This window comes from Xenorhabdus bakwenae (assembly GCF_030272115.1).
In the GTDB taxonomy this organism is placed as follows: domain Bacteria; phylum Pseudomonadota; class Gammaproteobacteria; order Enterobacterales; family Enterobacteriaceae; genus Xenorhabdus; species Xenorhabdus bakwenae.
The window spans coordinates 1750122-1775608 of sequence record NZ_CP119194.1 but is presented as its reverse complement, the minus strand read 5'-3'; the positions used below and the strand labels follow the sequence as shown (position 1 = coordinate 1775608).

Below are 25487 nucleotides of genomic sequence, written 5' to 3'. Positions count from 1 at the left end.
TCAGCCTACAACCAGATTCAGTAATTTACCCGGAACATAGATGACTTTGCGGATACTGACGCCCTCAAGATACTTTTTCACACTGTATTCTTGTGTCGCCATCTCCTGAACATACTCTTTTGTTGCATCTGCCGGTACAGTAATGCGACCACGAACTTTACCGTTAATTTGAATAATGACCAGTTTAGTATCGTCTACCATTGCCTGCTCATCAGCTTGTGGCCATGCAGCAGAATCAATATCATCCTCATTGCCAAGTGCTTTCCACATGACGAAGCAAGCGTGTGGGGTAATAGGTGAAAGCATTCGTACAATCGCAATGATTGCTTCTTGCATCAGAGCACGATCTTGCTCTGTTTCCTGTGGTGCGCGAGTCAGTTTATTCATCAGCTCCATGATGGCCGCAATGGCGGTATTGAACGCTTGACGGCGACCAACATCATCGGTGACTTTCGAGATGGTTTTGTGCAAATCACGGCGCAGATCTTGCTGTTCTGTTGTCAGGTTACTGATATCCAGTGGCTGAGTTGGCCCTTTGTTGCTGTGCTCGTAAACCAGACGCCAAACACGTTTCAGGAAGCGGTTAGCACCTTCCACGCCAGATTCTTGCCATTCCAGAGTCAGTTCTGGTGGTGCGGCGAACATCATGAACAGACGAACGGTATCAGCACCGTATTTATCGACCATTTCTTGTGGATCGATACCGTTGTTCTTGGATTTCGACATTTTGCTCATACCGGTATAAACCAGCTCATGACCGTCTTTATCCGTTGCTTTGACAATACGGCCTTTCTCATCGCGCTTAACAATGGCATCAGCTGGAGATACCCAGACTTTCTCGCCGCTGTTGCCTGTGTAATAGAAGGCTTCGGCCAGAACCATGCCCTGGCACAGCAGGCGTTTGGCAGGTTCATCAGAGTTGACCATGCCAGCATCACGCATCAATTTGTGGAAGAAGCGGAAGTACATCAGGTGCATGATAGCGTGTTCAATACCACCAATGTATTGATCCACTGGCAACCAATAATTAGCCGCCGCCGGATCCAACATCCCTTTATCATAATCTGGGCAGGTATAGCGAGCGTAATACCATGAGGATTCCATAAAGGTATCAAAGGTATCGGTTTCAAACAGTGCAGGCTGGCCGTTAATGGTGGTTTTTGCCCATTCAGGATCCGCTTTAATTGGGCTGGTGATCCCATCCATCACGACATCTTCTGGCAAAATTACCGGCAACTGATCTTCTGGAACAGAGACAACAGTACCATCTTCCAGTGTTGCCATTGGAATCGGAGCACCCCAATAACGTTGACGAGAAACGCCCCAATCGCGCAAGCGGTAATTGACTTTACGCTGTCCGACGCCCATTGCAACCAGCTTGTCAGCGATAGCATTGAAGCCTTCTTCATGGGTCAGGCCGCTGAATTCACCGGAATTGACTAGGGCATTTTTATCAGTAACAGCCGCTTCCTGAACGTTTGGTACATTACCATTGTTGTCAAGAATAACGGCTTTTATTGGCAGCTTGTACTTAGTAGCAAATTCCCAATCGCGTTGATCGTGTCCTGGAACAGCCATCACCGCACCGGTGCCATATTCCATCAGGACAAAGTTGGCAACCCAGATAGCGAGTTTTTCGTTGGTCAATGGATGAATGACAAACAGGCCTGTTGGCATGCCTTTTTTCTCCATCGTTGCCATATCAGCTTCAGCAATTTTGGTATTACGGCATTCGTCGATAAACTTCATCAGTTCAGGATTATTTTCCGTCGCCTGTTTTGCCAGAGGATGACCGGCCGCTACCGCGACGTAGGTTGCGCCCATGAAGGTATCTGGGCGAGTGGTATAAACCGTGAGTTTTTCCTGGCTGTCAGCAACATTGAACGTGATTTCAACGCCTTCAGAACGGCCAATCCAGTTGCGCTGCATGGTTTTGACCTGTTCCGGCCAATCTTCCAGTTTATCCAGATCGTTTAGCAGCTCTTCTGCGTAAGCGGTGATCTTGATGAACCATTGTGGGATTTCTTTACGCTCAACCTGGGTATCACAACGCCAGCAACAGCCATCAATCACCTGCTCATTAGCGAGAACGGTCAGGTCATGCGGACACCAGTTAACGGCGGAAGTTTTTTTGTATACCAGACCCTTTTCGTACAATTTAGTGAAGAACCACTGTTCCCAGCGATAGTACTCTGGCGTACACGTTGCGATTTCACGATCCCAATCATAGCCGAAACCCAGTTGTTTTATCTGGTTTTTCATATAATCAATGTTGGAATACGTCCACGGAGCGGGGGCGGTATTATTCTTGACTGCGGCACCTTCTGCTGGCAAACCAAACGCATCCCAACCAATAGGTTGCAGTACGTTTTTGCCCAGCATGCGCTGATAACGGGAAATCACATCACCGATGGTGTAGTTACGGACATGGCCCATATGTAGTCGGCCAGAAGGATAAGGTAGCATAGACAGGCAATAATATTTTTCTTTGTTGTTGTCTTCTGTCACTTTGAACGTTTGCTTCTCTTGCCAATGAAGCTGGACTTGTTGTTCTATGTCTTCTGGACGGTATTGTTCTTGCATGGCACCGATAATCCTATGGTGAGTAATAAAGCTGCGCCTTTAGCGCGTTTGGTTTGTTTATGGGAAATCTAAGATCCCATAGCATAGCTGATAAGGGATAGGGGCAACAACTCTTGTTAAAGGCGGAATGCGGAAAATTACTTATCTTTAGGGGGAATTTAAGGTCGGCGGCCGTTCAGCCCTCCGCCGACGAGGAAAAATCAATGCAGAATTTTCGCCAGAAAATCGCGGGCACGCTCTGATTTCGGGTTGGCAAAGAAATCCTCTTTCTTACTGTCTTCGACAATTTTACCTTCATCCATGAAGATAACGCGATGTGCCACTTTCTTGGCAAATCCCATTTCATGGGTGACCACCATCATGGTCATGCCTTCGTTCGCCAATTCCACCATGACATCCAGGACTTCATTAATCATTTCAGGATCAAGGGCCGAAGTAGGTTCATCAAATAGCATGGCAATCGGGTCCATGCAGAGTGCTCGGGCAATGGCAACCCGTTGTTGCTGACCTCCGGAGAGTTGTGCAGGTAATTTATCCGCATGGCTGGTTAATCCAACTCGCTCCAGCAGTTTTAAGCCTTTTTCAGTCGCTTCTTTCTTGCCGCGCTTTAACACTTTAACCTGAGCCAGTGTCAGGTTTTCAATAATCGATAGGTGAGGAAACAGTTCAAAGTGCTGAAACACCATTCCCACCCTGGCGCGCAATTGTGCCAGATTGGTGTTCTTGTCATTGACTTTTGTGTCGTTTACTCGAATTTCACCTTGCTGGACAGGTTCAAGGCCATTGACCGTTTTTATCAGTGTGGATTTACCAGAACCAGAAGGCCCGCAGACCACGACTACTTCACCTTTTTTGACCTCAGTTGAGCAGTCAGTAAGAACCTGAAATTGGCCATACCACTTGGATACATTTTTCAGGGAAATCATCAAACAGTCCTTTTTTTCAAATAGTTAACCAGCATGGAAGCGGAAAAACTAATCACAAAATAAACAAAGCCGGCAAACAGAACCATTTCAATCTGGGTTCCATCGCGCTCACCAATATTCGTTGCTGTCCGGAAAAAATCCGCCAGACTCAATACATAAACCAGAGACGTATCCTGGAATAATACAATGCCTTGCGTTAGCAGCAATGGGATCATTGCCCGAAATGCTTGTGGCAGTATGACCAGCCGCATGCTTTGCAATTGAGTCATACCCAGTGCCAGTGCAGCAGAAGATTGCCCCCGGGAAATGCTCTGAATACCTGCCCGAATGATTTCTGAATAGTAAGCCGCTTCAAAGAGCGAAAAAGCTACCATTGCAGAAATTAAACGGATATCGGTTTTTGGTGATATGCCTAGAATATTTTGTAATAAGTTAGGCACAATCAGATAAAACCACAGTAATACCATCACCAGCGGGACTGAGCGGAACAGGTTCACGTACAGAGCAGCAAACCAGCTCAAAACCTTGATGGATGAGAGGCGCATCATCGCCAGGATGGTTCCCCAGACAATGCCTATGATAATGGCTGTCACGGTAATTTTGGCCGTTATCAACAATCCATCCAGAAGGAAAGGCAAACTTGGTACAATTGAACTCCAGTCAAACTGATACATTTATTTGCCTCCCATCGTGCCGGGTAAACGTACTTTTTTCTCCAGTATGCTCATGGCAAGCATAATCACGAGGTTGATACCGACATATGCCAATGTGATCGCTGTGAATGATTCATAGGCGTGCGCGGAATAATCCAGCAATTTATTGGCCTGAGCAGCCATATCAACCAACCCGATTGTGGAAGCAATGGCAGAATTCTTCACCAAATTGAGCATTTCCGAGGTCATTGGGGGGATGATCACCCGGTAGGCGTTTGGCAGCAGAACGTAACGGTAGGTTTGTGGCAAGGTTAAGCCCATTGCCAGACCTGCGGCTTTCTGCCCTCGTGGGAGTGACTGAATTGCCGCGCGCACTTGTTCGCATACACGGGCAGCGGTGAATAACCCTAAGCAGATGACTGAGGAGATAAAAAACTGGATATTGGGGTCCAGCTCCATTTTGAACCAATCGCTCAGGTTTTTGGGCAGGAATTCAGGAACCACCAGATACCAGGTAAAAAATTGGACAATAAGAGGAACGTTGCGAAATAACTCCACATAACAGGTCCCTAGCCCGGAAAGGAATTTATTCGGAACTGTACGGAGAATACCGAACAATGAGCCGACAAGGAATGCAATGATCCAGGCACAGGCGGCCAGTGCCACCGTTACCTGAAAACCAGAAATAAGCCACCCCAAATAGGTGGTATTACCAAAAGGGGTAGCTTGTAAAAAGATGCTCCAATCCCAATTAGCGGACATAATCGAACTCCCTGATATGGGGTTAGCTGTCATGCATCGAATTTAACTCGGGAAAAAAATGAGGTAGGGAACGACTACCTCATACCCGTTTTGCCAATCAAATGCGGGATTTTGGTTGATTAATTTAATGCCTTATCGTTTGGTGATTTAAACAAAGCTCTCATTTCATCTGACATCGAGAAGTTTAAATTCAGGTTATTAGGTGGAATGGGTTCTTTAAACCAGCGATTAAACATTTTTTCTGATTCACCGGAGGTTTGTGTTTTGACAATCACGTCATCAATTAATTTCTTGAATTGAGGATCATCTTTGCGCAGCATACAACCGTATGCTTCTTCCGATTGTGGTTTGCCAACAATGATCCACTGATCGGGTTTTTTCGCTTTCGCGCGTTCACCGGCGAGTAAGGCATCGTCCATCATAAAGGCAACAGCACGGCCTGATTCCAGGGTACGGAATGAATCACCGTGGTCTTTGGCACTGATGATACGCATTTTCATTTGCTTCTCATCATTGAGCTTATTCAACAAGATTTCAGAAGTGGTGCCGGAAGTCACAACGACATTTTTTCCTGCCAGATCATCAAATCCTTTGATGCCTGACTCTTTTTTGGTCAACAGGCGAGTGCCAACGGAAAAGATGGTATTGGAGAATGCCGCTTGTTTCTGTCGTTCAAAATTATTGGTGGTAGAACCACATTCAAAATCGAAAGTCCCGTTTTGTAGCAGGGGAATGCGGTTCTGGGAGGTAATCGGGATCAGCTTAATTTGCAAATTAGGCATAGCCAGCTTTTTCTTAACGGCATCAACGATCAGGTTGGAATAATCCTGGGAATAACCAACGACGTTTTGTTGATTATCGTAGTAAGAGAATGGAACAGAAGATTCTCGGTGTCCAACAACGATAATGCCATTATCTTTGATTTTTTTCAGTGTTCCTGTCAATTCCTCAGCATGGGCAGCCCCGACGGCGCTAAACAACATCATGGTTAACATCAACTTACGCATATACAGCTCCTTTATCTGGTCATTTTTTCGTGAAATTGAATTTTCTTACAGATAATTGTGTTTCTGCATGTTTCTACATAACTAAGATTGCCGAAACGATTTTTCTAGTTTCTTTGTTTATGCACTGTAAAAAAATAATTCATAATGTTACTTTTTTGAAAACATAATGTTTCTGTTTGCGACCCGTATCGCACTATAAATAAACAACTTCATTTATGTGTGGTTAAAAAGTGAATAATATTGAATGGTGTTCACACTTTGCGCCATTTGAAATAATATTCTGTTTTAGCTGGCATTTTATGGTGAAATATGTGATGAATTTTGGCTATTTCGGTGATGAAATCGATAATTAAATAAAATCAGGGCATAAGTAATATGCCCTGGCCTCTATTAACGTAATGACAGGAAAATAGAAAATTAAGTTTTGCGGCGTTTTTTTATCAAAGCAAAGATGAAAAACAGAATGCTTGCTCCCCATATTGGCCAATTGCCGAAGCGAAAATAAGGTGTTACTCCTGTGGCTGGGATGACTTTGGTTGCCAATACCTGTCGGGTAAATTGTGGAAGTTCAGCCTGAATGGAGCCATCCGGGTTAATTACCGCTGTAACGCCATTATTCGTTCCTCTTAGCAGAGGACGGCCTAGTTCAAGAGCGCGCATCCGTGCCATTTGGAAATGCTGCCACGGGCCAATGGAACGTCCAAACCAGGCATCATTAGAAACGGTCAGGAGGAACTCTGTGTCAGGTTTGAAATTATCACGTACCTGTTCACCCAAAATAATTTCATAGCAGATAGCGGCAGTAATATTGTGTCCGGCAACAGAAAGTTGAGGCTGAATGTAATTACCTTGGCTAAAAGAAGACATCGGCAAATTGAATAAAGGTGCTAACGGCCGCAGTATTGATGCCAATGGCACAAACTCACCAAACGGTACAAGGTGATGTTTGTCGTAACGGGTTGGCGCTGGGTACTGGTAAGGTATCTTATCCCCTAATACGATAATGCTGTTGTAGAATTTATAACCTTCCAACGTCGGTCGGGCATCTACGATACCTGTGATCAAACTAGTGTCGTGTTTCCTTAATACGGTATCCAATTTGGTCAGGAAATCACTCTGGTTGTATTCGTAATCGGGGATGGCAGATTCCGGCCAGATAATAATTGGCGCTTTACCCATGAAAGGGCGGCTGTTATCCAAATAGATATCCAGTGTTTTCCCAAGAACGGCGGGGTCCCATTTCATGGCTTGAGGAATATTACCTTGAACCAAAGCAATCTCAGTGGCTTTTTCTGGCTGTAGGGTATACCACGCAGAGTGCCTTATTGGCCACGGTAACAGCAGCAGGATAATGGCGAAGATAGCCGCCGAAATTTTTTTCTGGGTGACAGCAAAAACCAGCAATCCGCTGATCATCATAAGCAAGAAGGTAATACCTTCTACACCCAGAATAGGTGCAATAGCCTTCATCGGGCCATCAATCTGGCTATAACCAAATTGTAACCACGGAAACCCAGATAACACCCAGCCGCGCAAAAATTCGGTCAACTGCCACAGCGCTGGGCTGGCTATAACCAGCCTGAGGCTATTGGAGGCCGGAAAAAAGCGGTTCAACAAACCGGTAAATAAGGCAGGATAAAGGGCAAGATAGGCAGATAACAGGATCACCAAAAATAGATTGATCGCGGTTGGCATGCCACCAAAGTCGGCGATACTGACATAAACCCAGTTTGCGCCACTACCAAACAAGCCAAGGCCCCAGCATAAACCAATAAAGCAAGCCTGGCGGGTTGTTCTGTGCAAGGAAAGGATTTGCAGGCCAAAAAGGGAAACAAGTGCAGCAGGCCAGAAATCAAAAGGTGAAAAAGCCAGCGTTCCGCTGGCTCCGAAGAAAAGCGCCAGCACGGCACGTAACCGCTGGCAACTGATTAATGAGGCTTTGTTCATCCAGATCCTATTTATTGTTTATCAAAGCCAGGAACATCAGCATCATCCGGTATTTTTACATGAACCTGAATGATTTTACGGCTATCAGACATTGCCACTTTGAAAAGGTAGCCGTCAATGATGATGGATTCCCCACGTGAAGGCAGATGCCCAAATGCCTGCATGACTAGTCCACCAATAGTATCAACCTCTTCATCGCTGAAATTGGTGCCGAAAACGTCATTAAAATCCTCAATTTGAGTCAATGCTCGCACTGAATAGGAATGGCGACTTAAGGCACGAATATCGTTATCATCATCATCATCGTATTCGTCTTCTATTTCACCCACGATCAGTTCAAGAATATCCTCAATGGTGGCCAGCCCCGAAACGCCGCCAAATTCATCGATCACAATCGCCATATGGTAGCGTTGGGAACGGAATTCTTTCAGCAGGCGGTCAACACGTTTACTTTCCGGCACGACAACAGCCTGACGAAGGACTTTACCAATACTGAAAGGTTCTGCATTTGTACGCATGAAGGGTAGCAGATCTTTCGCCATTAATATTCCTTCGATGTGATCTTTGTCTTCGCTGATCACTGGAAAGCGTGAGTGAGCTGAGTCAATAATAACATCCAGACATTCGTCCAGAGTTTGGTTGCGTTTTAAGGTAACGATCTGTGAGCGTGGGATCATAATGTCACGCACGCGTTGATCAGCAATATCTATGACACCTTCGAGCATCTCGCGGGTATCGGGATCGATTAGGTCGTTCTGTTCAGAATCACGGATCAGTTCAACCAAATCATCACGGTTTTTCGGTTCACCGTGAAAAAGCTGATTCAGAAGTGCAAAAAAGCCTTTCTTAGGGCCAGGGTTATCGTTACTTGAAGGATGGTCGTCGCTCATGGCGTTTTAATGAAAATTCCCCATATAAAATCGTAGATTATTATGTTTAACATAAAAATGTTGACAGTGGTTATTCTTTTTCCGAGAGATAGGGATCAGTATAACCCATTTTTTTTAGGATCTCTGTTTCCAGAGCTTCCATTTCTTCCGCTTCTTCGTCTTCTATATGATCATATCCCAGAAGATGAAGGCTGCCGTGAATCACCATATGTGCCCAGTGTTCTTCGACAGTTTTTTGTTGCTCCTCTGCCTCTTTTTCAACAACTTGACGACAGATAATTAAATCACCGAGTAAGGGTAATTCAACTTCAGGTGGAGCTTCAAATGGGAAAGATAACACATTAGTTGGTTTATCTTTCCCACGATAAGTGAGGTTTAAATCGTGGCTTTCTGCCTCATCGACCAGGCGAATAGTCACTTCACTTTCGGCCTGAAATTGTGGCAAAACACTTTCCAGCCAGCGTTGGAAAAGGGCTTCCTCAGGAAGCCCTCCGGGGTTTTCACATGCAATTTGCAAATCTAATATGACTGAACTCATTGTGCTTCCTGTTTGCGTTTCTCATTGAACGCTTTTTTGCGTTCCTGTTCCGCCGCTTCCCATGCTTCATAGGCGATAACCACTTTTGCCACCACCGGATGGCGAACAACGTCTTCACTATGTAAGAAGTTAAAACTTAGGTCATCAACATCAGATAAAACTTCTATTGCATGACTCAGGCCTGATTTTTGGCCTCTTGGCAGGTCAATCTGGGTTACGTCACCGGTAATGACTGCCTTGGAATTAAAACCAATGCGGGTCAGGAACATTTTCATCTGTTCAATAGTCGTATTCTGGCTTTCGTCGAGAATAATAAAGGCATCATTGAGGGTACGTCCACGCATATAAGCCAGTGGCGCCACTTCAATTACGTTTCTTTCGATCAGCTTCTCAACTTTTTCAAATCCCATCATCTCAAACAGGGCATCATAAAGCGGACGCAGATAAGGGTCGACTTTCTGGCTGAGATCACCGGGCAGAAAGCCCAGTTTTTCCCCGGCTTCAACCGCAGGGCGAGTCAGCAGGATACGGCGGATTTCCTGACGCTCCAGAGCATCAACCGCCGCAGCGACGGCTAAATACGTTTTCCCTGTACCCGCAGGCCCAACCCCGAACGTGATATCGTGATCAAGGATATTAGCAATATACTGTGCCTGATTGGGAGTACGGGGTTTTACAACACCCCGTTTAGTCTTGATATTGACGGCGTTGCCATATTCAGGAACGCTTTCCGCTGCTTGTTCCAGCACCCGGCTTTCAGTAATAGCGAGGTGAACCTGTTCCGGCTCAAGATCAGGTATTACGCCGCGTACCGGCGCGGTTTCGACATAAAGGTGACGCAGGATCCCTGCGGCCGCACTGACAGACAATGGTTTACCTGCCAGTTTGAAACGGTTATCACGGCGATTAATTTCAATACCCAAACGACGCTCAAGTTGTTTCAGATTATCATCAAGTGGTCCACACAGACTCATCAGACGTTGATTGTCAGCGGGTTCCAGAAAGATTTCTTGGGTTGCTACTTGTGGGTTTATTTGTGTCACTGATTATCTCTATGTTAGAGCCTGTTAAGGCTGATAAAAGCCAACGCCGAGTTCATCTTCCTTGCGAGTACGGGCAATGACTGATTCAGGTGACTCATGGATGCGCAGATCCATCTCATCTTCAGTACGGATGACTTTACCACGCAGGGAGTTGGCGTATACGTCAACAATTTCGACATCAACAAATTTGCCAATCATGTCAGGTGCTCCCTCAAAATTAACCACGCGGTTATTTTCGGTACGGCCAGAGAGTTCCATGATATTTTTGCGGGATGGGCCTTCAACCAGAATGCGCTGCGTGCTGCCAATCATTGCGCGGCTGTAGCTCATGGCTTGTTGGTTAATGCGCTGCTGGAGCAGGTATAAGCGCTGCTTTTTCTCTTCTTCACTGACGTCATCTGGCAAATCAGCTGCGGGTGTTCCCGGGCGCGCTGAATAGATGAAGCTAAAACTCATGTCGAAGTTAACATCAGCAATCAGTTTCATGGTTTTTTCAAAATCATCCTGTGTTTCACCAGGGAAACCGATGATGAAGTCAGAGCTTATCTGTATGTCAGGGCGTGCTTTACGCAAACGGCGAATAATGCCTTTGTATTCTAGCGCAGTATGGGCGCGTTTCATCAGGGTAAGAATGCGATCAGAACCGCTCTGGACTGGCAAATGCAGGAAGCTCACTAACTCAGGGGTATCTTCGTAGACTGCAATAATGTCGTCAGTAAATTCAATGGGATGGCTGGTGGTAAAGCGGATGCGGTCGATACCATCAATAGCCGCAACCAGACGCAACAGTTCTGCAAATGTGCAGATGCCGCTATCAAACGTTGCACCACGATAGGCATTAACGTTTTGACCAAGCAGATTAACTTCACGTACACCTTGCGCAGCAAGCTGGGCAATTTCGAATAAAATATCATCACAAGGACGACTGACTTCTTCCCCACGGGTGTAAGGTACAACGCAGAATGTGCAGTATTTATTACAGCCTTCCATGATGGAAACGAATGCGGTTGGGCCTTCTGCTTTAGGCTCTGGCATCCGGTCAAATTTTTCAATTTCAGGGAAACTGATGTCAACAACCGGGCTGCGGGTGCCTTTGACATGGTTAATCATCTCGGGCAGGCGATGCAGGGTTTGTGGCCCGAAAATAATATCGACGCTAGGTGAACGCTGGCGAATGTAATCCCCTTCCTGAGAAGCAACACAACCCCCCACACCGATAATGATTTCAGGGTTTTTATCTTTCAGGCCCTTCCAGCGGCCAAGCTGGTGAAAGACTTTTTCCTGAGCCTTTTCACGGATTGAACAAGTATTCAGGAGTAAGATATCTGCGTCTTCGGCGACATCGGTTAACTGATAACCGTGAGTGGTTTCCAGTAAGTCGGCCATCTTGGATGAATCGTATTCGTTCATCTGACAGCCCCAGGTTTTGATATACAGTTTTTTTATTGTCGACATTTTGTGTATCCGGTGTTTCCAGTGGAATGATGCTTCAACACTGAAAAGCGCAATATATTGCACGTAGTGTATTTAGCATAATATTGTTGGCTATTGTAGTCATTTGAGGCACCAGTGACCAGACTGTAACAGCGGATATTCACAGTCGAAAAGGGAAAATTCCGGTAGACTATTTTAATCAATAAGTTAATGACGTGATGAATATGAATAATCCACAACAAAAATGCGATATCGTTGTCGTTGGTGCCGGTATGATTGGTGCGGCGACAGCATTAGGATTGGTGCAGGCAGGTTGGCGTGTTGCATTGTTGGAGCATCAGCCCCCAGCGCCTTATGATGCAGAGAGTGAACCTGATGTTCGTATATCTGCGATTAGCTGTGCTTCGGTGGATTTATTGAAACAATTGGGAGCATGGGAAAACGTACTGAGAATGCGCAGCGCTCCTTATCGAAAGCTGGAAACGTGGGAGCAAAGTGACTCGAACGTCATTTTCGATGCTGAAAGTTTGGGGCTGCCAGAGCTAGGGCACATGGTTGAAAATCGTGTCTTACAACTGGCATTGTGGCAGGAATTTGAGCGTTATCCGAACCTGACATTGTTTTGTCCCGCTGTTTTGCAATCTATGCAGCGTCAGCATGAGAATAAAACGTGGCTGGTAACGTTGGAAGATGGCATGGAAATTGATACGCGGCTGATTATTGGTGCCGATGGTGCCCGTTCTCAAGTCCGTCAATTGGCGGGTATTGGCAGTAACGGGTGGCAATATCGCCAGTCATGTATGCTGATAACGGTCAAGACTGACCAGCCTCAACAAGATATAACCTGGCAACAATTTTTTCCTTCTGGTCCCAGGGCCTTTCTGCCGTTGTTTGAATCATGGGCTTCGTTAGTTTGGTACGATTCACCCGCACGTATTCGTCAATTGCAGTCGATGACGATGATACAACTTGAACGAGAAATTTTTCAGGCATTTCCTGCCCGCTTAGGTAAAGTTATCCCGATTGCTGCGGGTTCATTTCCACTGACCCGTCATCATGCCAGCCATTACGTACAAGAAGGGTTGGTTTTGCTGGGAGATGCGGCTCATACCATCAACCCGTTGGCAGGGCAGGGCGTGAATTTAGGCTATCGGGATGTTGATGTTTTACTCAAGGTGCTGACTAATGCTAAAGAATTGTTGGAAGAGTGGGATTCTTTGAGCGTTTTGATGCGTTATCAGCATCGCAGAATGCCGGATAATTTGATAATGCAAGCGGGAATGGATTTTTTCCATACCACATTCAGTCATGATTTGCCGGGATTGAAAACGGTACGAAATCTGGCATTGATGGCAGCACAGCGTTCAGGAGTCATGAAAAATCTTGCTCTGAAATATGCATTGGGGTTGTGATGGATATTGCTTCCTATTAGCCCCTTATGGGGCTAATCAGTGCAGGTCACGGATCGCAGGTAATGCCAGGTTCGGCATCGGGGTATTTTTCCCAAAACGGGTTTAATGATGCAACGGGTATTATTTTCATAAACGCATACCAGTCCCGCTTTGGGACTTATGCCAGTCGCCAGTAAGCGTATTATTTTCACCCAGCCAATGCTATTGAATTAGAGAATGATTTATTTGCGATGATTGAAGAGGCTTGCATGGAGGATTTTGACGGCTGTAAAACAAAAAAAACCACCCTTAATGGTGGCGGGTACATCAAAGAATATTCTACCTGTATATTCTTTTTTAATATGTCATTTTAGCTGACATATTGATAAATCTGGCTGGGGTACCAGGATTCGAACCTGGGAATGCCGGAATCAGAATCCGGTGCCTTACCGCTTGGCGATACCCCAACTGAATTTTAAAATGGTGGCTACGACGGGAATCGAACCTGTGACCCCAGCATTATGAGTGCTGTGCTCTAACCAGCTGAGCTACGTAGCCATTTACGATAAACGTAATATTTTTGATAAATCTCAGTAAGATGGCTGGGGTACCTGGATTCGAACCAGGGCATGCCAGGATCAAAACCTGGTGCCTTACCGCTTGGCGATACCCCAACTGAGTGTTATCAATGCAGCCTCTGTTATCCCCAGAATGTGCAGTTAACCTTATATCGTTTTAACTTATTATTCCAGTTAAATGGCTGGGGTACCTGGATTCGAACCAGGGCATGCCAGGATCAAAACCTGGTGCCTTACCGCTTGGCGATACCCCACCTGAAATAACACGCTAAAACTTAAAATCGTTATCAAAACACATGCTAAGTACAACCCGATAAAGAAAATGGTGCGGGAGGCGAGACTTGAACTCGCACACCTTGCGGCGCCAGAACCTAAATCTGGTGCGTCTACCAATTTCGCCACTCCCGCAAAGATGGTGGCTACGACGGGAATCGAACCTGTGACCCCAGCATTATGAGTGCTGTGCTCTAACCAGCTGAGCTACGTAGCCATCTTTTTTTTGCTTTGCCTTCACCGGCGGTGCGGGGCGCATTATGCGTATATCAGACAGATGCGTCAACTGCTTTTTTTAAGAAATATGCGCAAAATCGTTTGTTTGTTTGTCTTATAAGCGTTTTGTCGACAAAGCCGGCTAAAACGGTTGAAATTATCCGCCAAGAAGCTGTTGCAACAGTACACCATTAAGCATTGCCCGTTTTGTTAGTGCGAATGCACCAATTGCTGAACAGTGATTTAGTTCAGAAATCACCACAGGGAGGTCTTCGCGGAATGCTTTTAGTACCTGGGTATTGATACTGCTTTTGATAGTCGGCAGCAATACCTGTTTTGCTTGTGTGATTTCTCCGGCAATTACCACCTTCTGAGGGTTAAAGAGGTTAATTGCGATTGAGATAGCCTTGCCAAGATAAAGCCCTACTTGCTTGATGACTTCGGTTGCCAGAGGATCACCCGCATTGGCGGCAAGACAAATTGCATGGATATTGCAATTATTCAAGGCAAGCTGGCTTGGGAACCCTTGGTGTAATTGTTGTTGTACTTTAGCCTCGATTGCTGAATTGGAAGCGATAGTCTCCAGACAACCAAAATTACCGCAATGGCAGCGTTCACCAAGAGGATCGATTTGGATATGGCCTATTTCACCCAGATTGCCGCGTTTGTTGAGCAAAATATTGTTGTTAACAATGACACCAGCCCCTGTACCGCGATGGATGCGTACCAGAATGGAATCTTCACAATCGCGTGTTGCCCCGAAATAATTTTCTGCCAATGCAAGGCTGCGAATATCATGACCAATAAAGCAGGGGGTATTGAAATGTTCTTTGAGATTCTTAACCAGAGACCAGTTATCTACCGTAATGTGTGGCATATAGCGGATGATACCTTGTTCAGGATCAACCAGGCCGGGAAGAATAATCGAAATGGCGATCAATTCACGGATCCGGCGCTGGTTTTTGTCGATGAAACTTTCAATGGCGTAAATAATTCGTCTCTCGACTTCTTGCTGACTCTTTTCCCGCACAGGATAATGTGTTTCTACTAACGTTTTGCCGCTCATATCAAATAGCGCCACCGTTGCATCATGGCGCCCAAGCCGGACTCCGATCGTATGGAAATGGCGTGTTTCGCTGATAATGGAGATTGCGCGTCTTCCGCCGGTGGAAGCCTGATGTTCGACTTCTTTTATCAGGCCGCGCTCTAACAACTGACGAGTAATTTTAGTTACGCTGGCAGGAGCAAGTTGGCTCTCTTCTGCAATTTGGATGCGTGATATTGGCCCATGCTGATCAATCAGGCGATAGACCACCGCACTATTTAGCTGTTTGACGAGATCGATATTACCAATTTGCTTCTGTGCATTTTCATTACTCATCAGTCTTTATACTCACGGTAGTTTGATTTCGTTTCCGTTAACAATGGTTTTGCAGATTTTGAAATCGTGAGTAAATGCGGTCAGGTTCGCTACCTTGCCGGATTCAATCGTACCGAGGTGTTTATCGATACCGATTGCGCGGGCAGGGTAAAGCGTCACCATTCGCAACGTTTCATCCAAAGCAATACCAACATGCTCCACACTATTTTTGACACAATCAATCATTGTGATTGATGAGCCGCTCAGTGTTCCATTTTCATCAACGCATAGGCCATTTCGATAATATATTGTTTTATTGGCAAAGGTAAATTGTTCTATGGCATCGGGAGCAAGCCCGGCAGGAAGAATGGCATCTGTTACCAGGATAAGCTTTTCATTTTTTAATCTCTTGGAATTGCGGACATTTGGCCATGATACATGCATTCCATCACAGATTATGCCGGCATAGACTTCTGGGGAATCATAAATGGCACTCACCAGCCCAGGCAGGCGGCCAGAAATCGCAGGCATGGCATTATATAAATGGGTAGAGAAAGTCATGCCATGTTGGAAGCCATAACGAGCTTCTTCATAAGTCGCATTAGAATGGCCCGCAGAAACCGTAATCCCCGCATCGGCCAATTGCTGAATATATTGGCTTTCTACCCTTTCAGGCGCGAGCGTGATCTTGGTAATAACATCAGCATTCCGGCACAGGTAATTAACCATTTCAGCGGTAGGCTTGCGGATATAGGCGGTATTGTGCGTTCCTTTTTTTTATTGGATTAATATAAGGCCCTTCCAGATGCAACCCTAATGCCTGATTAGGATTTTTTTGCAGATAGCGGCGCATCACTTCAATGGCTTTTATCATTAATTCATCGGGGCTGGTGATGAGGGTAGGTAAGAAACTGGTACAACCGTAGCGCTGATTGGTTTTCTGCATAGTATGCAGAGTTTCTTCTGAAATATCTTCCAACCGTTCATTAAACTGGACTCCACCACAACCGTTCACTTGTAGGTCAATAAATCCTGGTGCGAGATTTGCGCCATGTAAATCGTGTTTTTCAATCTCTTCTGGCAGCGCGTTTAGCGGGCAGACTTGTTTAATCAAACCATCTGCAATAATGACGGCATGGTTATCGAGCCTGTCATATCCGGTATAAATAATGCCATTGGTTAATGCATACATTGATATCTTAACTCCTGAATCAGTTTAGCTGGCGAATTCATTAACGATATCGGCCTCTAACTGGTGAAAATACTTCACTGTCTTTACTTTCAGTTCCATAGTGGCGGGTTCATCACAGACAATCAGTGATTTTGGATGCATCTGGAGGCAACTGATTGTCCACATATGGTTAATATTCCCTTCTACTGCGGCTTGCAAGGCTTGCGCTTTATTCATTCCGGTTGCCAGGATCATAATTTCTTCAGCATCCATTAAAGTACCCACACCAACGGTTAATGCATATTTGGGAACTTGCGCTATTTCATTATTGAAAAAACGGGAATTGGCCGTCCGCGTCTCAATAGTCAGTGTCTTAATACGTGTGCGTGAAGAAAGAGAAGATGCCGGTTCATTAAAGGCAATATGCCCATCATTACCCACACCGCCCATAAATAAATGTATCTTGCCATAAGCCTGAATTTTATTTTCGTAACGTTGGCACTCAATCTCAATATCTTCTGTATTTCCGTTTAACAAATTGATGTTCTCTTTTGGAATATCAATGTGATTAAAGAAATTTTGGTACATGAATGAATGGTAGCTTTGAGGATGATCTTCCGGCAGATCCACGTATTCATCCATATTAAATGTCACAACATGCTTGAAGCTCACTTTTCCCGCTTGATACAGGGAAATCAGTGCCTTGTAAGTTGTCAATGGCGTGCTGCCAGTGGGAAGCCCAAGAACAAAAGGACGCTCAGAAGTTGGATTGAATTCATTGATTTTACTGGCAATGTAGTGAGCAGACCATCGACCAACATCACTTGCCGTAGTTAGAGGGATAAGCCTCATGATGACCCCTTAAAAAAGCATTCAATAGTTAATGACAAGAGCTATGCACGATACACCTGATTTTGGGATATCAATGTGGTGCGTGATAGCTGGGTGACAAAACCACACATCATACTGGTTCTAAATGGGGTTTTGTCGCATCCAATGCAATATAGATATTTTCAATAATAAAATAAGTTTTGCGTGCTAGCTAGATTTTTGATTAAAAATTTATCAAATCAGGTGACTTTAATCACATATCAGATGGATTTAATTTGCGATGAAAAATAATTTTTTTAGACTAAAAGTGTTTTAACAATAAATACATAAGTGATCGCATAACGTCATTGATTAACGAAAAGATGCTATTAACGGAGCTTCAAGGGGGCATAAGTGAATATTCTGAGCTACTTACAACGGATTGGACGGGCATTAATGGTGCCTGTGGCAACATTGCCTGCAGCGGCAATATTAGTGGGTATAGGCTATTGGATTGATCCAACGGGATGGGGGACCGATAATGCGTTGGCGGCACTGCTTATTACGTCAGGCAATGCCATTCTCGACAACATGGGGATGTTGTTTGCGATAGGGATTGCCTATGGAATGTCGAAAGATAAAGATGGGGCTGCTGCACTGGCAGGACTTATCGGATTTATTGTCGTCATGAAACTATGTTCTCCGGCAGCGGTGGCAATGATTAAGGGAATTCCGCTTGAGGAAGTCCCAAAAGCATTTGACAAGATTAATAACCAATTTGTCGGGATTTTGGTGGGAACCTTTTCTGCTGAACTGTATAACCGCTACAGTAATGTAGAGCTACCACAAGCATTGTCTTTCTTTAGTGGTCGTCGTTTAGTCCCCATCTTGAACTCTTTCCTGATGATTATTGTGTCGTTTATCTTAATGTTTGTTTGGCCAATCGTTTATGACTGGCTGGTAGCATTCGGTGAGAGTATTACCAATCTTGGCTCCGTTGGGGCGGGTTTGTATGCCTTCTTCAATCGTTTATTGATACCAATTGGTTTGCATCATGCACTGAACTCAGTATTTTGGTTTGATGTCGCGGGTATCAATGATATTCCTAACTTCCTCGGTGGACAAAAATCCATTGAAGCAGGCACTGCGGTTATGGGTATCACTGGCCGCTATCAGGCTGGTTTTTTCCCGATTATGATGTTTGGCTTGCCAGGGGCGGCATTGGCGATTTACCACTGTGCTCGTCCGGAAAATAGAGCCAAAGTTGCCGGTATTATGATGGCAGGTGCATTTGCGGCCTTCTTTACAGGCGTAACTGAGCCACTTGAATTCTCTTTCATGTTTGTTGCACCCGTACTTTATGTGTTGCATGCCATCTTGACTGGGATTTCGGTTTACATTGCGGCTGCCATGCATTGGATTGCCGGTTTTGGCTTTAGTGCCGGGTTTGTTGATATGTTACTTTCCTCACGTAATCCGCTGGCGGTTCATTGGTACATGTTGATCCCACAGGGTTTGGTATTTTTCTGCCTTTATTATGTGGTTTTCCGTTTCACCATCAGAAAATTCAATTTAATGACCCCCGGGCGTGAGTTGTCAACGAGTGGCGATGAAGTTGCTATGGTGAAGAAAGGCCGTACTGTATCCAATATTGAGGAGGAAGCGCGTCAATATATTGCGGCTGTGGGAGGGACAGATAATTTGACAAGTATTGATGCGTGTATCAGCCGATTGCGTTTGTCAGTTAAAGATTCAGGTTTAGTCAATAATCAATTGGTGAAACACCTCGGTGCTTCAGGGGTTATTCGCCTGAATAAACAGAGTGCCCAAGTCATTGTTGGACCCCGTGCAGAATTGATAGCTGATGCTATGCGTAACTTGTTAGCGAAAGGTTTCATTGCTGCATCAACAGAAATGTTGCCATCTGAGTCTCAAACTTTAGGAAAAAAGAGTAACCCGCCGGCAGGCAGGCCTATTTTGACGTTAATGGCCCCGATGAGCGGTGAATTAGTTGATTTAGAGGATGTACCAGATGAAGCATTTTCTCGCAAGATAGTGGGGGAAGGTATTGCCATTAAACCCACGTCGGATACCGTTTTTGCTCCTATTGATGGTATGGTTGTGAAAATTTTTGATACTAATCATGCGTTTTGTATTGCCGCAGATAATGGTGTTGAAGTCATTGTCCATATAGGTATTGATACTGTCGCATTAAATGGAAAGGGATTTGAACGTTTAATTGAAGAAGGCGTAAAAGTAAAAGCAGGAGATGCAATATTGAGGTTGGATCTTGATTACCTGAACGCTAATGCTGGCTCTTTGATAAGCCCGGTTGTTATTAGTAATATTGATGACTATAAAGGGATTAATATTATTTCTAAGAATAATGTAACAGCTAACAAAGAGATTTTATTTCAAGTAATATAATAAATATTAGGTAATGAAAGTTAACTCCCTGGTTTATATAGGTGATCGTTTAGGCGATCACCATATGAAAGTGTAAGTTGCTTTTTAATGTGGGTTATTATGTGTTTTATATGTAATAAAAATAGTTATTATAGCAAGGCTAAAAAGGTGTTCTTAATCTAAATTAGGTTAAATTTTATTTTTATTGAAATTTTACTTTGTTTAAGTCGATTTTTTTTGATAAATTCATGTATGTTTATTGTTGGTTTTTTGTTTTTAAACTTATCCAATTATGTCTGATGGTAATAATTACAGTTAGAGCATAACGGGTAGCAAGCCTAAATAATATTTAGTTGAAATACGAAAGTGAGTTTAATAAAACATAAACTAAAAATAAAATCATTTTATGAAATAGTAACATATCGTATATAAAAACTAAGTAAGGTAAATAAAATGTTTAAAATCCTTTCTGAAGAAAAAATGAACGAATACTTAAAAAGTTGGAATAATAATGGCTATATAGTTATAGAGTCAGCTATAGATAGAGAACAGGTACAGAAAACAGTCGATGCTATATTTGATTTTCTTGAAATGGATGAAAATAAGCATATTGATTTTTATGATAAAAATATTCGTTCTCGCTCAGGAATTGATGAAATGGGACGAATTCCTTTTTACCATCATCAAACGTTATGGGATAATCGGCAAAATCAAATAATTTATTCGGTTTATGAAAAAATATTCGGGACAAAAGATCTATTGGTAAGCATTGATAGAGTCAACATGAATCCTCCCGTTAATGAGGATTGGAAATATGAAGGATTTATTCATTGGGATATTGATGTTTCAACGCGGCCATTGGAAAGGAAAATACAAGGTTTATTAAGTTTGACGGATGATGATGGAAACGCGGGTGGGTTCCAATGTGTCCCTGGGTTTCATAAAGTGATATATGAATGGTTATCCAAACAACCTGAAGGATATAATAGCAGGTTTCCAGATACGACAGGAATGAAAATTGAGTCGATTCCATTAAAGGCGGGTGATTATGTTATTTTTCATGGTGCATTACCTCATGGAAATAAACCCAACCTTTCTAATAAACCTCGGTTGGCTCAATACTTTTGTTGTTTTCCACGCACTGAACTTACTGAACAACAAATTTCAGAGAGAATTTCGGCCTATCAGAAAGGATTACCGACTACCTCTATAACAGGTAAGCCTTTCCCCACTAAGAAAGTAGAACAGCAAAGTACATCTGATATTAACTTAACAACATTAGGTAAATTATTGCTGGGGCTTTAATCATATTAACTCTAAGATGTTATAATGGAGAATAAAATGCATCATGTAGAGAATAATATTGATGTTTCAATTGTTTTGCCTAGGTATAATGAAAATTTTTTCATTATTGAAAAAACGATACAGCGTATCAGGAAGCTCCAAGAGATATTGAATGTACAAGTTATCATTGTCAACGATTCAAATAAAAATAACTTCCATGATCCCGATATTGTTAAAATAAAGAAGCAGTATTCTGACGTTATAGTTATCTCCAATTGTGGTAATTATGGTAAAGGGTATAGCATTAGGCGGGGAGTTGATCTGGCCATTGGGAAATATATCTTTTACACTGACATTGATTTTCCAATAAAAGAGAATGACTTTTTCAATGCATACCAAAACATTGAAACATCTAATATTGATTTAGTTATTGGAGAGAGGTTCTCAAAAAATAAATCAAGGGCTAATTTGTATCGTAAAATAACAAGTAAATTATTTTTGAAATTGGTTAATTCCTTATTAAAGTGTGAGGTTTCTGATTCACAATGTCCATTCAAAATGATAAGGTCAGATCTGGCAAAAGAATTATTTTCTAAGCAAAAAATCAAAGGATATGCATTCGACGCTGAAATTATTTACCTGGCAAACAGGCTTTCTAAGAAACTATATCAAATTCCTGTTTCCTGGGAGGATACAAGGGAGAATTGGAGTTTGGTGAAAACATTGGCTAATTATAGTGTTATGATTTTAAGTGTTTTTTCCATTAAAATTTATTGGATTGTCAATGATCCTAAAATACTATAATGGGTATTTAGTCAGTGTTTTCTGATTTAAACATTATCAGGCACACAAAAATAATGCTTCCCAGCCATGCAGTTGCATCTATTGTAACATGTGGATATTTCGGAATTATGATTGGATCTGCTTTAATCGGATTTATTGCGTATGATTTTGATTTGTAAGTCGCGTTTTATATATTATCTGTTGGTGCATTAATTATGCTGTTAAATGCCAGTTTAATAAGAACACATTGATTTAATGAAAATTTATTTACTATAAAAATTAAGGAGTATTATTATGAATTTCCCTCAATGGCCTTGCTTTGCAGAAAAAACACTTAACGATATTCAAATGCCACTTTTATCTGGTCAGGTTAATTATTGGACCGGAAAGAAAGGTATGGAGTTTGAAAATAAATTTGCTGATTGGATTGGCGCAGAAATGGCGATTTCCTGTAATTCAGGTACTTCCGCCGTTAATATTGCAGTGGGTGCATTAAATATTGGCCCAGGCGATGAAGTAATTGTTCCTTCTTACACCTTTATTGCCACCTCTTTTGCGGTTTTACAATGTGGGGCTATTCCTATTTTTTGTGATACGACAGAAGAACACACGATTGATCCTAACAAAATTGAGGCACTGATTACGTCCCGCACCAAAGCGATTATCGTTGTTCACCTTTATGGGGTGGTATGCGATATGGATCCGATTATGGCTATTGCCCGTAAGCATAATCTTAAGGTGATAGAGGATAGCGCTCAATGCTTAGGTGGAAAATATAAAGGAAAATCGGTTGGCACAATGGGTGATCTTGGAACCTTTAGCTTCTGCCAGTCAAAACATTTTACGACGGGCGGAGAAGGGGGCATGGTCGTCACCAATAATACCGAAATTGGTTGGGAATGCCGAGCCTATCGCGATCATGGCTTTGATGTGAGAAGAAAATTTGATCTTCTCGCCTTGGAAGAAGTTTCATGGCATGTACATAATCGCATTGGTTACAACTATCGGATGACTGAAATCCAATCGATCATTGGAATTAATGAATTGGAGCGATTCGATAATTGGAATATGAAAAATCGTCAGCAATATGCCAAGATTTACGATGAAAAATTCGCCAATATCGATTTGATCGGTAGTTTGCCGTTGAATTCCGAAGATAGATGCAATGCTTACTGGTTATATCCGATAGTGTTTGATTTGCACAAATTGGATTGTACGGCTGAGGTCATTTTAAGTGACTTGAAAAAGATAGGTGTTCCTGCATTTAAGATCCAATGGCCAGAGGCTTATGGGGAAAAAGTATTCAAAGAATTGCGTGGCTTTGGCTCAGTGAATTTCCCTTTCCATTCGACAGAATACACCTCACCGGAATCGGTCAATTATCTCGATGTGGTGTGTGAAACCGCACGTTCTTTATTACCCAGAACGATCAGCCTGTATTTGCATCCTAGCTGGGATGAAAAACATATTGTTTATTGTGCAGATCAATTAATTGCGGTATTGAATAATCATCGAATTGGTTGATTTTGTAGCGGGAAGACGCAGTTGCTTCCCGCTTTTACACTCTAACTTCACCCATTCCGCCATTTCCCACGAACAAAGTATTGTTTCTCGGTTCAGCTTATTAGATTATAGAAGGTTATGTTAAAGCGCTTTTTGCATTGAGGAAAAAACGATGAGTGAGGCAGATGCCCGCCCGACAAACTTTATTCGTCAGATTATTGACGAAGATCTGGCAACAGGTAAACATACATCCGTACATACCCGTTTCCCACCTGAACCTAATGGTTATCTGCATATTGGCCATGCCAAATCGATCTGCCTGAATTTCGGCATCGCTCAAGACTATCAGGGACAATGCAACCTACGTTTTGACGATACAAATCCCGTCAAGGAAGATATTGAGTACGTTGAATCGATTAAAGCTGACGTTCAGTGGCTGGGATTCCAGTGGAGTGGGGATATTCGCTACTCGTCTGACTATTTTGATACCCTGTATCAATACGCCATTGAATTAATCAATAAAGGTCTGGCGTATGTCGATGAACTGAGTCCTGAAGAGATCCGCGAATATCGCGGTACTTTAAAAGAGCCGGGCAAAAACAGTCCGTATCGTGATCGCAGCGTAGAAGAAAACCTGGCCCTGTTTGAAAAAATGCGTGCTGGTGAATTTGCCGAAGGCAAGGCATGTTTGCGTGCCAAAATTGATATGGCATCCCCGTTTATGGTTATGCGTGATCCGGTCATCTACCGTATCAAATTCGCAGAGCATCATCAGTCAGGTAATAAATGGTGCATCTACCCGATGTATGATTTCACGCACTGTATTTCCGATGCGCTGGAAGGGATCACCCATTCCATCTGTACACTGGAATTCCAGGATAACCGCCGTTTGTACGATTGGGTATTGGATAACATTACGATTGATTGCCATCCACGCCAGTACGAGTTTTCTCGCCTGAATCTGGAATATACGGTGATGTCCAAGCGTAAGCTTAACCAGTTGGTGACAGAAAAGATTGTTGATGGTTGGGATGACCCACGTATGCCAACTATCTCTGGATTACGTCGTCGTGGTTATACTGCGGCTTCTATCCGTGAGTTCTGCTGCCGTATTGGTGTGACTAAGCAGGATAACAACGTTGAAATGGCAGCTTTAGAATCCTGTATCCGTGACGACCTGAACGAACATGCACCACGTGCGATGGCGGTGCTTGATCCGGTGAAACTGGTGATTGAGAACATGCCGGAAGGTGAAGTTATTCTGACAATGCCTAACCATCCGAATAAACCAGAAATGGGCAGCCGTGAAGTGCCGTTCAGCCGTGAACTGTACATTGACCGTGCAGATTTCCGCGAAGAAGCAAACCGCCAATATAAGCGCTTGGTTCTGGGTAAAGAAGTACGCCTGCGCAATGCGTATGTGATTAAAGCAGAACGTGTTGAGAAAGATGCAGAAGGCAATATCACCACGATTTATTGCCAGTATGACGAGCAAACCCTGAATAAAGATCCCGCCGATGGACGCAAAGTTAAGGGCGTCATTCACTGGGTAAGCGCTGCACACGGCGTACCAGCGGAATTCTATCTGTATGACCGTCTGTTCAGCGTGGCGAACCCAGGGGCAGAAGATGATTTCTTGTCTACGATCAATTCAGGATCTCTGGTGATCCGTAAGGGATTTGTAGAATCAGGGTTGGTAAATGCATTGCCGGAAATAACCTATCAGTTTGAGCGTGAAGGTTATTTCTGTGCTGATAGCGGCCTCTCAAGTGCTGAACATCTGGTTTTTAACCGCACAGTTGGCCTGCGTGATACTTGGGCAAAAATCTCACAAGAGTAATAACCTCACTCCGTACACAAAAAAGCGTGATTATTTTCACGCTTTTTTTACTTAATAGCCGCGTAATGAAAATTAACTCCTTCCGCTAA

At 43.5% G+C, this 25487-nt stretch carries 18 protein-coding genes, 6 tRNA genes and 1 pseudogene; 6 read left to right on the top strand and 19 right to left on the bottom strand.

Going from position 1 to position 25487, the window contains the following annotated elements; translation table 11 throughout:
• From leuS to miaB, 10 genes are all read right to left on the bottom strand, one after another.
• The gene (gene leuS / locus PXH59_RS09135; RefSeq protein WP_285811397.1) at nucleotides 1–2583 is read right to left on the bottom strand and encodes a leucine--tRNA ligase; all 2583 of its coding nucleotides are present in this window, start codon (nucleotides 2581–2583) and stop codon (nucleotides 1–3) included.
• 200 nt (nucleotides 2584–2783) lie between these two features.
• Entirely contained in the window at nucleotides 2784–3509 is a 726-nt protein-coding gene (locus tag PXH59_RS09130) for an amino acid ABC transporter ATP-binding protein (RefSeq protein WP_047769175.1), read from the bottom strand.
• Nucleotides 3509–4183, bottom strand: a complete 675-nt coding sequence (gene gltK / locus PXH59_RS09125; RefSeq protein WP_047769178.1) for a glutamate/aspartate ABC transporter permease GltK — start codon at nucleotides 4181–4183, stop codon at nucleotides 3509–3511. Before gltK ends, PXH59_RS09130 begins: the two co-directional genes overlap by 1 nt.
• Complete coding sequence (locus tag PXH59_RS09120) at nucleotides 4184–4924, bottom strand: amino acid ABC transporter permease (RefSeq protein WP_285811396.1); 741 nt, start codon at nucleotides 4922–4924, stop codon at nucleotides 4184–4186. It lies immediately after the preceding gene.
• A 119-nt stretch (nucleotides 4925–5043) separates the two neighbouring features.
• On the bottom strand, nucleotides 5044–5931 hold the full coding sequence (locus tag PXH59_RS09115; RefSeq protein ID WP_434223356.1) for a glutamate/aspartate ABC transporter substrate-binding protein: 888 nt from the start codon (nucleotides 5929–5931) through the stop codon (nucleotides 5044–5046).
• 417 nt (nucleotides 5932–6348) lie between these two features.
• Complete coding sequence (gene lnt / locus PXH59_RS09110) at nucleotides 6349–7878, bottom strand: apolipoprotein N-acyltransferase (protein WP_285811395.1); 1530 nt, start codon at nucleotides 7876–7878, stop codon at nucleotides 6349–6351.
• 11 nt (nucleotides 7879–7889) lie between these two features.
• Complete coding sequence (corC, locus tag PXH59_RS09105) at nucleotides 7890–8768, bottom strand: CNNM family magnesium/cobalt transport protein CorC (protein ID WP_285811394.1); 879 nt, start codon at nucleotides 8766–8768, stop codon at nucleotides 7890–7892.
• A gap of 70 nt (nucleotides 8769–8838) precedes the next feature.
• Nucleotides 8839–9306 carry an rRNA maturation RNase YbeY gene (gene ybeY, locus PXH59_RS09100; RefSeq protein WP_285811393.1) on the bottom strand — a complete coding sequence of 156 codons (468 nt, stop codon included), beginning with the start codon at nucleotides 9304–9306 and terminating at the stop codon, nucleotides 8839–8841.
• Nucleotides 9303–10280 (bottom strand): PhoH family protein, encoded by a 978-nt coding sequence (locus tag PXH59_RS09095; RefSeq protein WP_369813298.1) that lies wholly within the window; start codon nucleotides 10278–10280, stop codon nucleotides 9303–9305. Before PXH59_RS09095 ends, ybeY begins: the two co-directional genes overlap by 4 nt.
• A 93-nt stretch (nucleotides 10281–10373) precedes the next feature.
• The gene (gene miaB / locus PXH59_RS09090; RefSeq protein ID WP_285811391.1) at nucleotides 10374–11804 is read right to left on the bottom strand and encodes a tRNA (N6-isopentenyl adenosine(37)-C2)-methylthiotransferase MiaB; all 1431 of its coding nucleotides are present in this window, start codon (nucleotides 11802–11804) and stop codon (nucleotides 10374–10376) included.
• 203 nt (nucleotides 11805–12007) lie between these two features.
• Between miaB and ubiF the strand changes: the two genes are divergently transcribed.
• The gene (gene ubiF, locus PXH59_RS09085) at nucleotides 12008–13195 is read left to right on the top strand and encodes a 3-demethoxyubiquinol 3-hydroxylase (RefSeq protein ID WP_285811389.1); all 1188 of its coding nucleotides are present in this window, start codon (nucleotides 12008–12010) and stop codon (nucleotides 13193–13195) included.
• 371 nt (nucleotides 13196–13566) lie between these two features.
• Here the strand turns inward: ubiF and PXH59_RS09080 are convergent.
• The 9 genes and pseudogenes from PXH59_RS09080 to nagB all read right to left on the bottom strand — a co-directional run bounded on the left by PXH59_RS09080 (nucleotide 13567) and on the right by nagB (nucleotide 17624).
• Nucleotides 13567–13641: transfer RNA gene (locus tag PXH59_RS09080), tRNA-Gln, on the bottom strand.
• Nucleotides 13642–13655: 14 nt separating this feature from the next.
• Nucleotides 13656–13732 (bottom strand) — tRNA-Met (locus PXH59_RS09075).
• A 41-nt stretch (nucleotides 13733–13773) separates the two neighbouring features.
• Nucleotides 13774–13848, bottom strand: a tRNA-Gln gene (locus PXH59_RS09070).
• Between the two features lie 83 nt (nucleotides 13849–13931).
• A tRNA-Gln gene (locus PXH59_RS09065) sits at nucleotides 13932–14006 on the bottom strand.
• A gap of 69 nt (nucleotides 14007–14075) precedes the next feature.
• Nucleotides 14076–14160, bottom strand: a tRNA-Leu gene (locus tag PXH59_RS09060).
• A gap of 5 nt (nucleotides 14161–14165) precedes the next feature.
• A tRNA-Met gene (locus PXH59_RS09055) sits at nucleotides 14166–14242 on the bottom strand.
• A 156-nt stretch (nucleotides 14243–14398) separates the two neighbouring features.
• Nucleotides 14399–15622 carry a DNA-binding transcriptional regulator NagC gene (nagC, locus tag PXH59_RS09050; protein WP_047770792.1) on the bottom strand — a complete coding sequence of 408 codons (1224 nt, stop codon included), beginning with the start codon at nucleotides 15620–15622 and terminating at the stop codon, nucleotides 14399–14401.
• Nucleotides 15623–15634: 12 nt separating this feature from the next.
• A pseudogene (gene nagA / locus PXH59_RS09045) lies at nucleotides 15635–16793 on the bottom strand (N-acetylglucosamine-6-phosphate deacetylase).
• A gap of 24 nt (nucleotides 16794–16817) precedes the next feature.
• Nucleotides 16818–17624, bottom strand: a complete 807-nt coding sequence (nagB, locus tag PXH59_RS09040) for a glucosamine-6-phosphate deaminase (protein ID WP_285811388.1) — start codon at nucleotides 17622–17624, stop codon at nucleotides 16818–16820.
• A gap of 372 nt (nucleotides 17625–17996) precedes the next feature.
• Between nagB and nagE the strand changes: the two genes are divergently transcribed.
• The 5 genes from nagE to glnS all read left to right on the top strand — a co-directional run bounded on the left by nagE (nucleotide 17997) and on the right by glnS (nucleotide 25398).
• Nucleotides 17997–20009 carry an N-acetylglucosamine-specific PTS transporter subunit IIBC gene (gene nagE, locus PXH59_RS09035; protein ID WP_285811387.1) on the top strand — a complete coding sequence of 671 codons (2013 nt, stop codon included), beginning with the start codon at nucleotides 17997–17999 and terminating at the stop codon, nucleotides 20007–20009.
• A gap of 432 nt (nucleotides 20010–20441) precedes the next feature.
• Nucleotides 20442–21293, top strand: a complete 852-nt coding sequence (locus PXH59_RS09030) for a phytanoyl-CoA dioxygenase family protein (protein ID WP_285811386.1) — start codon at nucleotides 20442–20444, stop codon at nucleotides 21291–21293.
• Between the two features lie 36 nt (nucleotides 21294–21329).
• On the top strand, nucleotides 21330–22076 hold the full coding sequence (locus tag PXH59_RS09025; protein WP_047770787.1) for a glycosyltransferase: 747 nt from the start codon (nucleotides 21330–21332) through the stop codon (nucleotides 22074–22076).
• 273 nt (nucleotides 22077–22349) lie between these two features.
• Nucleotides 22350–23579 carry a DegT/DnrJ/EryC1/StrS family aminotransferase gene (locus tag PXH59_RS09020; protein WP_047770786.1) on the top strand — a complete coding sequence of 410 codons (1230 nt, stop codon included), beginning with the start codon at nucleotides 22350–22352 and terminating at the stop codon, nucleotides 23577–23579.
• Between the two features lie 151 nt (nucleotides 23580–23730).
• Nucleotides 23731–25398, top strand: a complete 1668-nt coding sequence (glnS, locus tag PXH59_RS09015; protein WP_285811385.1) for a glutamine--tRNA ligase — start codon at nucleotides 23731–23733, stop codon at nucleotides 25396–25398.
• The last annotated feature ends 89 nt before the right edge of the window (nucleotides 25399–25487 follow it).

What these genes read in the sequence shown, in the direction of transcription:
- ybeY (WP_285811393.1), bottom strand. Translation starts at nt 9,306, where the DNA reads ATGAGTTCAGTCATATTAGATTTGCAAATTGCATGTGAAAACCCCGGA.
- lnt (WP_285811395.1), bottom strand. Translation starts at nt 7,878, where the DNA reads ATGAACAAAGCCTCATTAATCAGTTGCCAGCGGTTACGTGCCGTGCTG.
- miaB (WP_285811391.1), bottom strand. Translation starts at nt 11,804, where the DNA reads ATGTCGACAATAAAAAAACTGTATATCAAAACCTGGGGCTGTCAGATG.
- corC (WP_285811394.1), bottom strand. Translation starts at nt 8,768, where the DNA reads ATGAGCGACGACCATCCTTCAAGTAACGATAACCCTGGCCCTAAGAAA.
- PXH59_RS09130 (WP_047769175.1), bottom strand. Translation starts at nt 3,509, where the DNA reads ATGATTTCCCTGAAAAATGTATCCAAGTGGTATGGCCAATTTCAGGTT.
- PXH59_RS09025 (WP_047770787.1), top strand. Translation starts at nt 21,330, where the DNA reads ATGCATCATGTAGAGAATAATATTGATGTTTCAATTGTTTTGCCTAGG.
- gltK (WP_047769178.1), bottom strand. Translation starts at nt 4,183, where the DNA reads ATGTATCAGTTTGACTGGAGTTCAATTGTACCAAGTTTGCCTTTCCTT.
- nagB (WP_285811388.1), bottom strand. Translation starts at nt 17,624, where the DNA reads ATGAGGCTTATCCCTCTAACTACGGCAAGTGATGTTGGTCGATGGTCT.
- leuS (WP_285811397.1), bottom strand. Translation starts at nt 2,583, where the DNA reads ATGCAAGAACAATACCGTCCAGAAGACATAGAACAACAAGTCCAGCTT.
- PXH59_RS09120 (WP_285811396.1), bottom strand. Translation starts at nt 4,924, where the DNA reads ATGTCCGCTAATTGGGATTGGAGCATCTTTTTACAAGCTACCCCTTTT.
- PXH59_RS09095 (WP_369813298.1), bottom strand. Translation starts at nt 10,280, where the DNA reads ATGAGTCTGTGTGGACCACTTGATGATAATCTGAAACAACTTGAGCGT.
- ubiF (WP_285811389.1), top strand. Translation starts at nt 12,008, where the DNA reads ATGAATAATCCACAACAAAAATGCGATATCGTTGTCGTTGGTGCCGGT.
- PXH59_RS09030 (WP_285811386.1), top strand. Translation starts at nt 20,442, where the DNA reads ATGTTTAAAATCCTTTCTGAAGAAAAAATGAACGAATACTTAAAAAGT.
- PXH59_RS09020 (WP_047770786.1), top strand. Translation starts at nt 22,350, where the DNA reads ATGAATTTCCCTCAATGGCCTTGCTTTGCAGAAAAAACACTTAACGAT.
- glnS (WP_285811385.1), top strand. Translation starts at nt 23,731, where the DNA reads ATGAGTGAGGCAGATGCCCGCCCGACAAACTTTATTCGTCAGATTATT.
- PXH59_RS09115 (WP_434223356.1), bottom strand. Translation starts at nt 5,931, where the DNA reads ATGCGTAAGTTGATGTTAACCATGATGTTGTTTAGCGCCGTCGGGGCT.
- nagC (WP_047770792.1), bottom strand. Translation starts at nt 15,622, where the DNA reads ATGAGTAATGAAAATGCACAGAAGCAAATTGGTAATATCGATCTCGTC.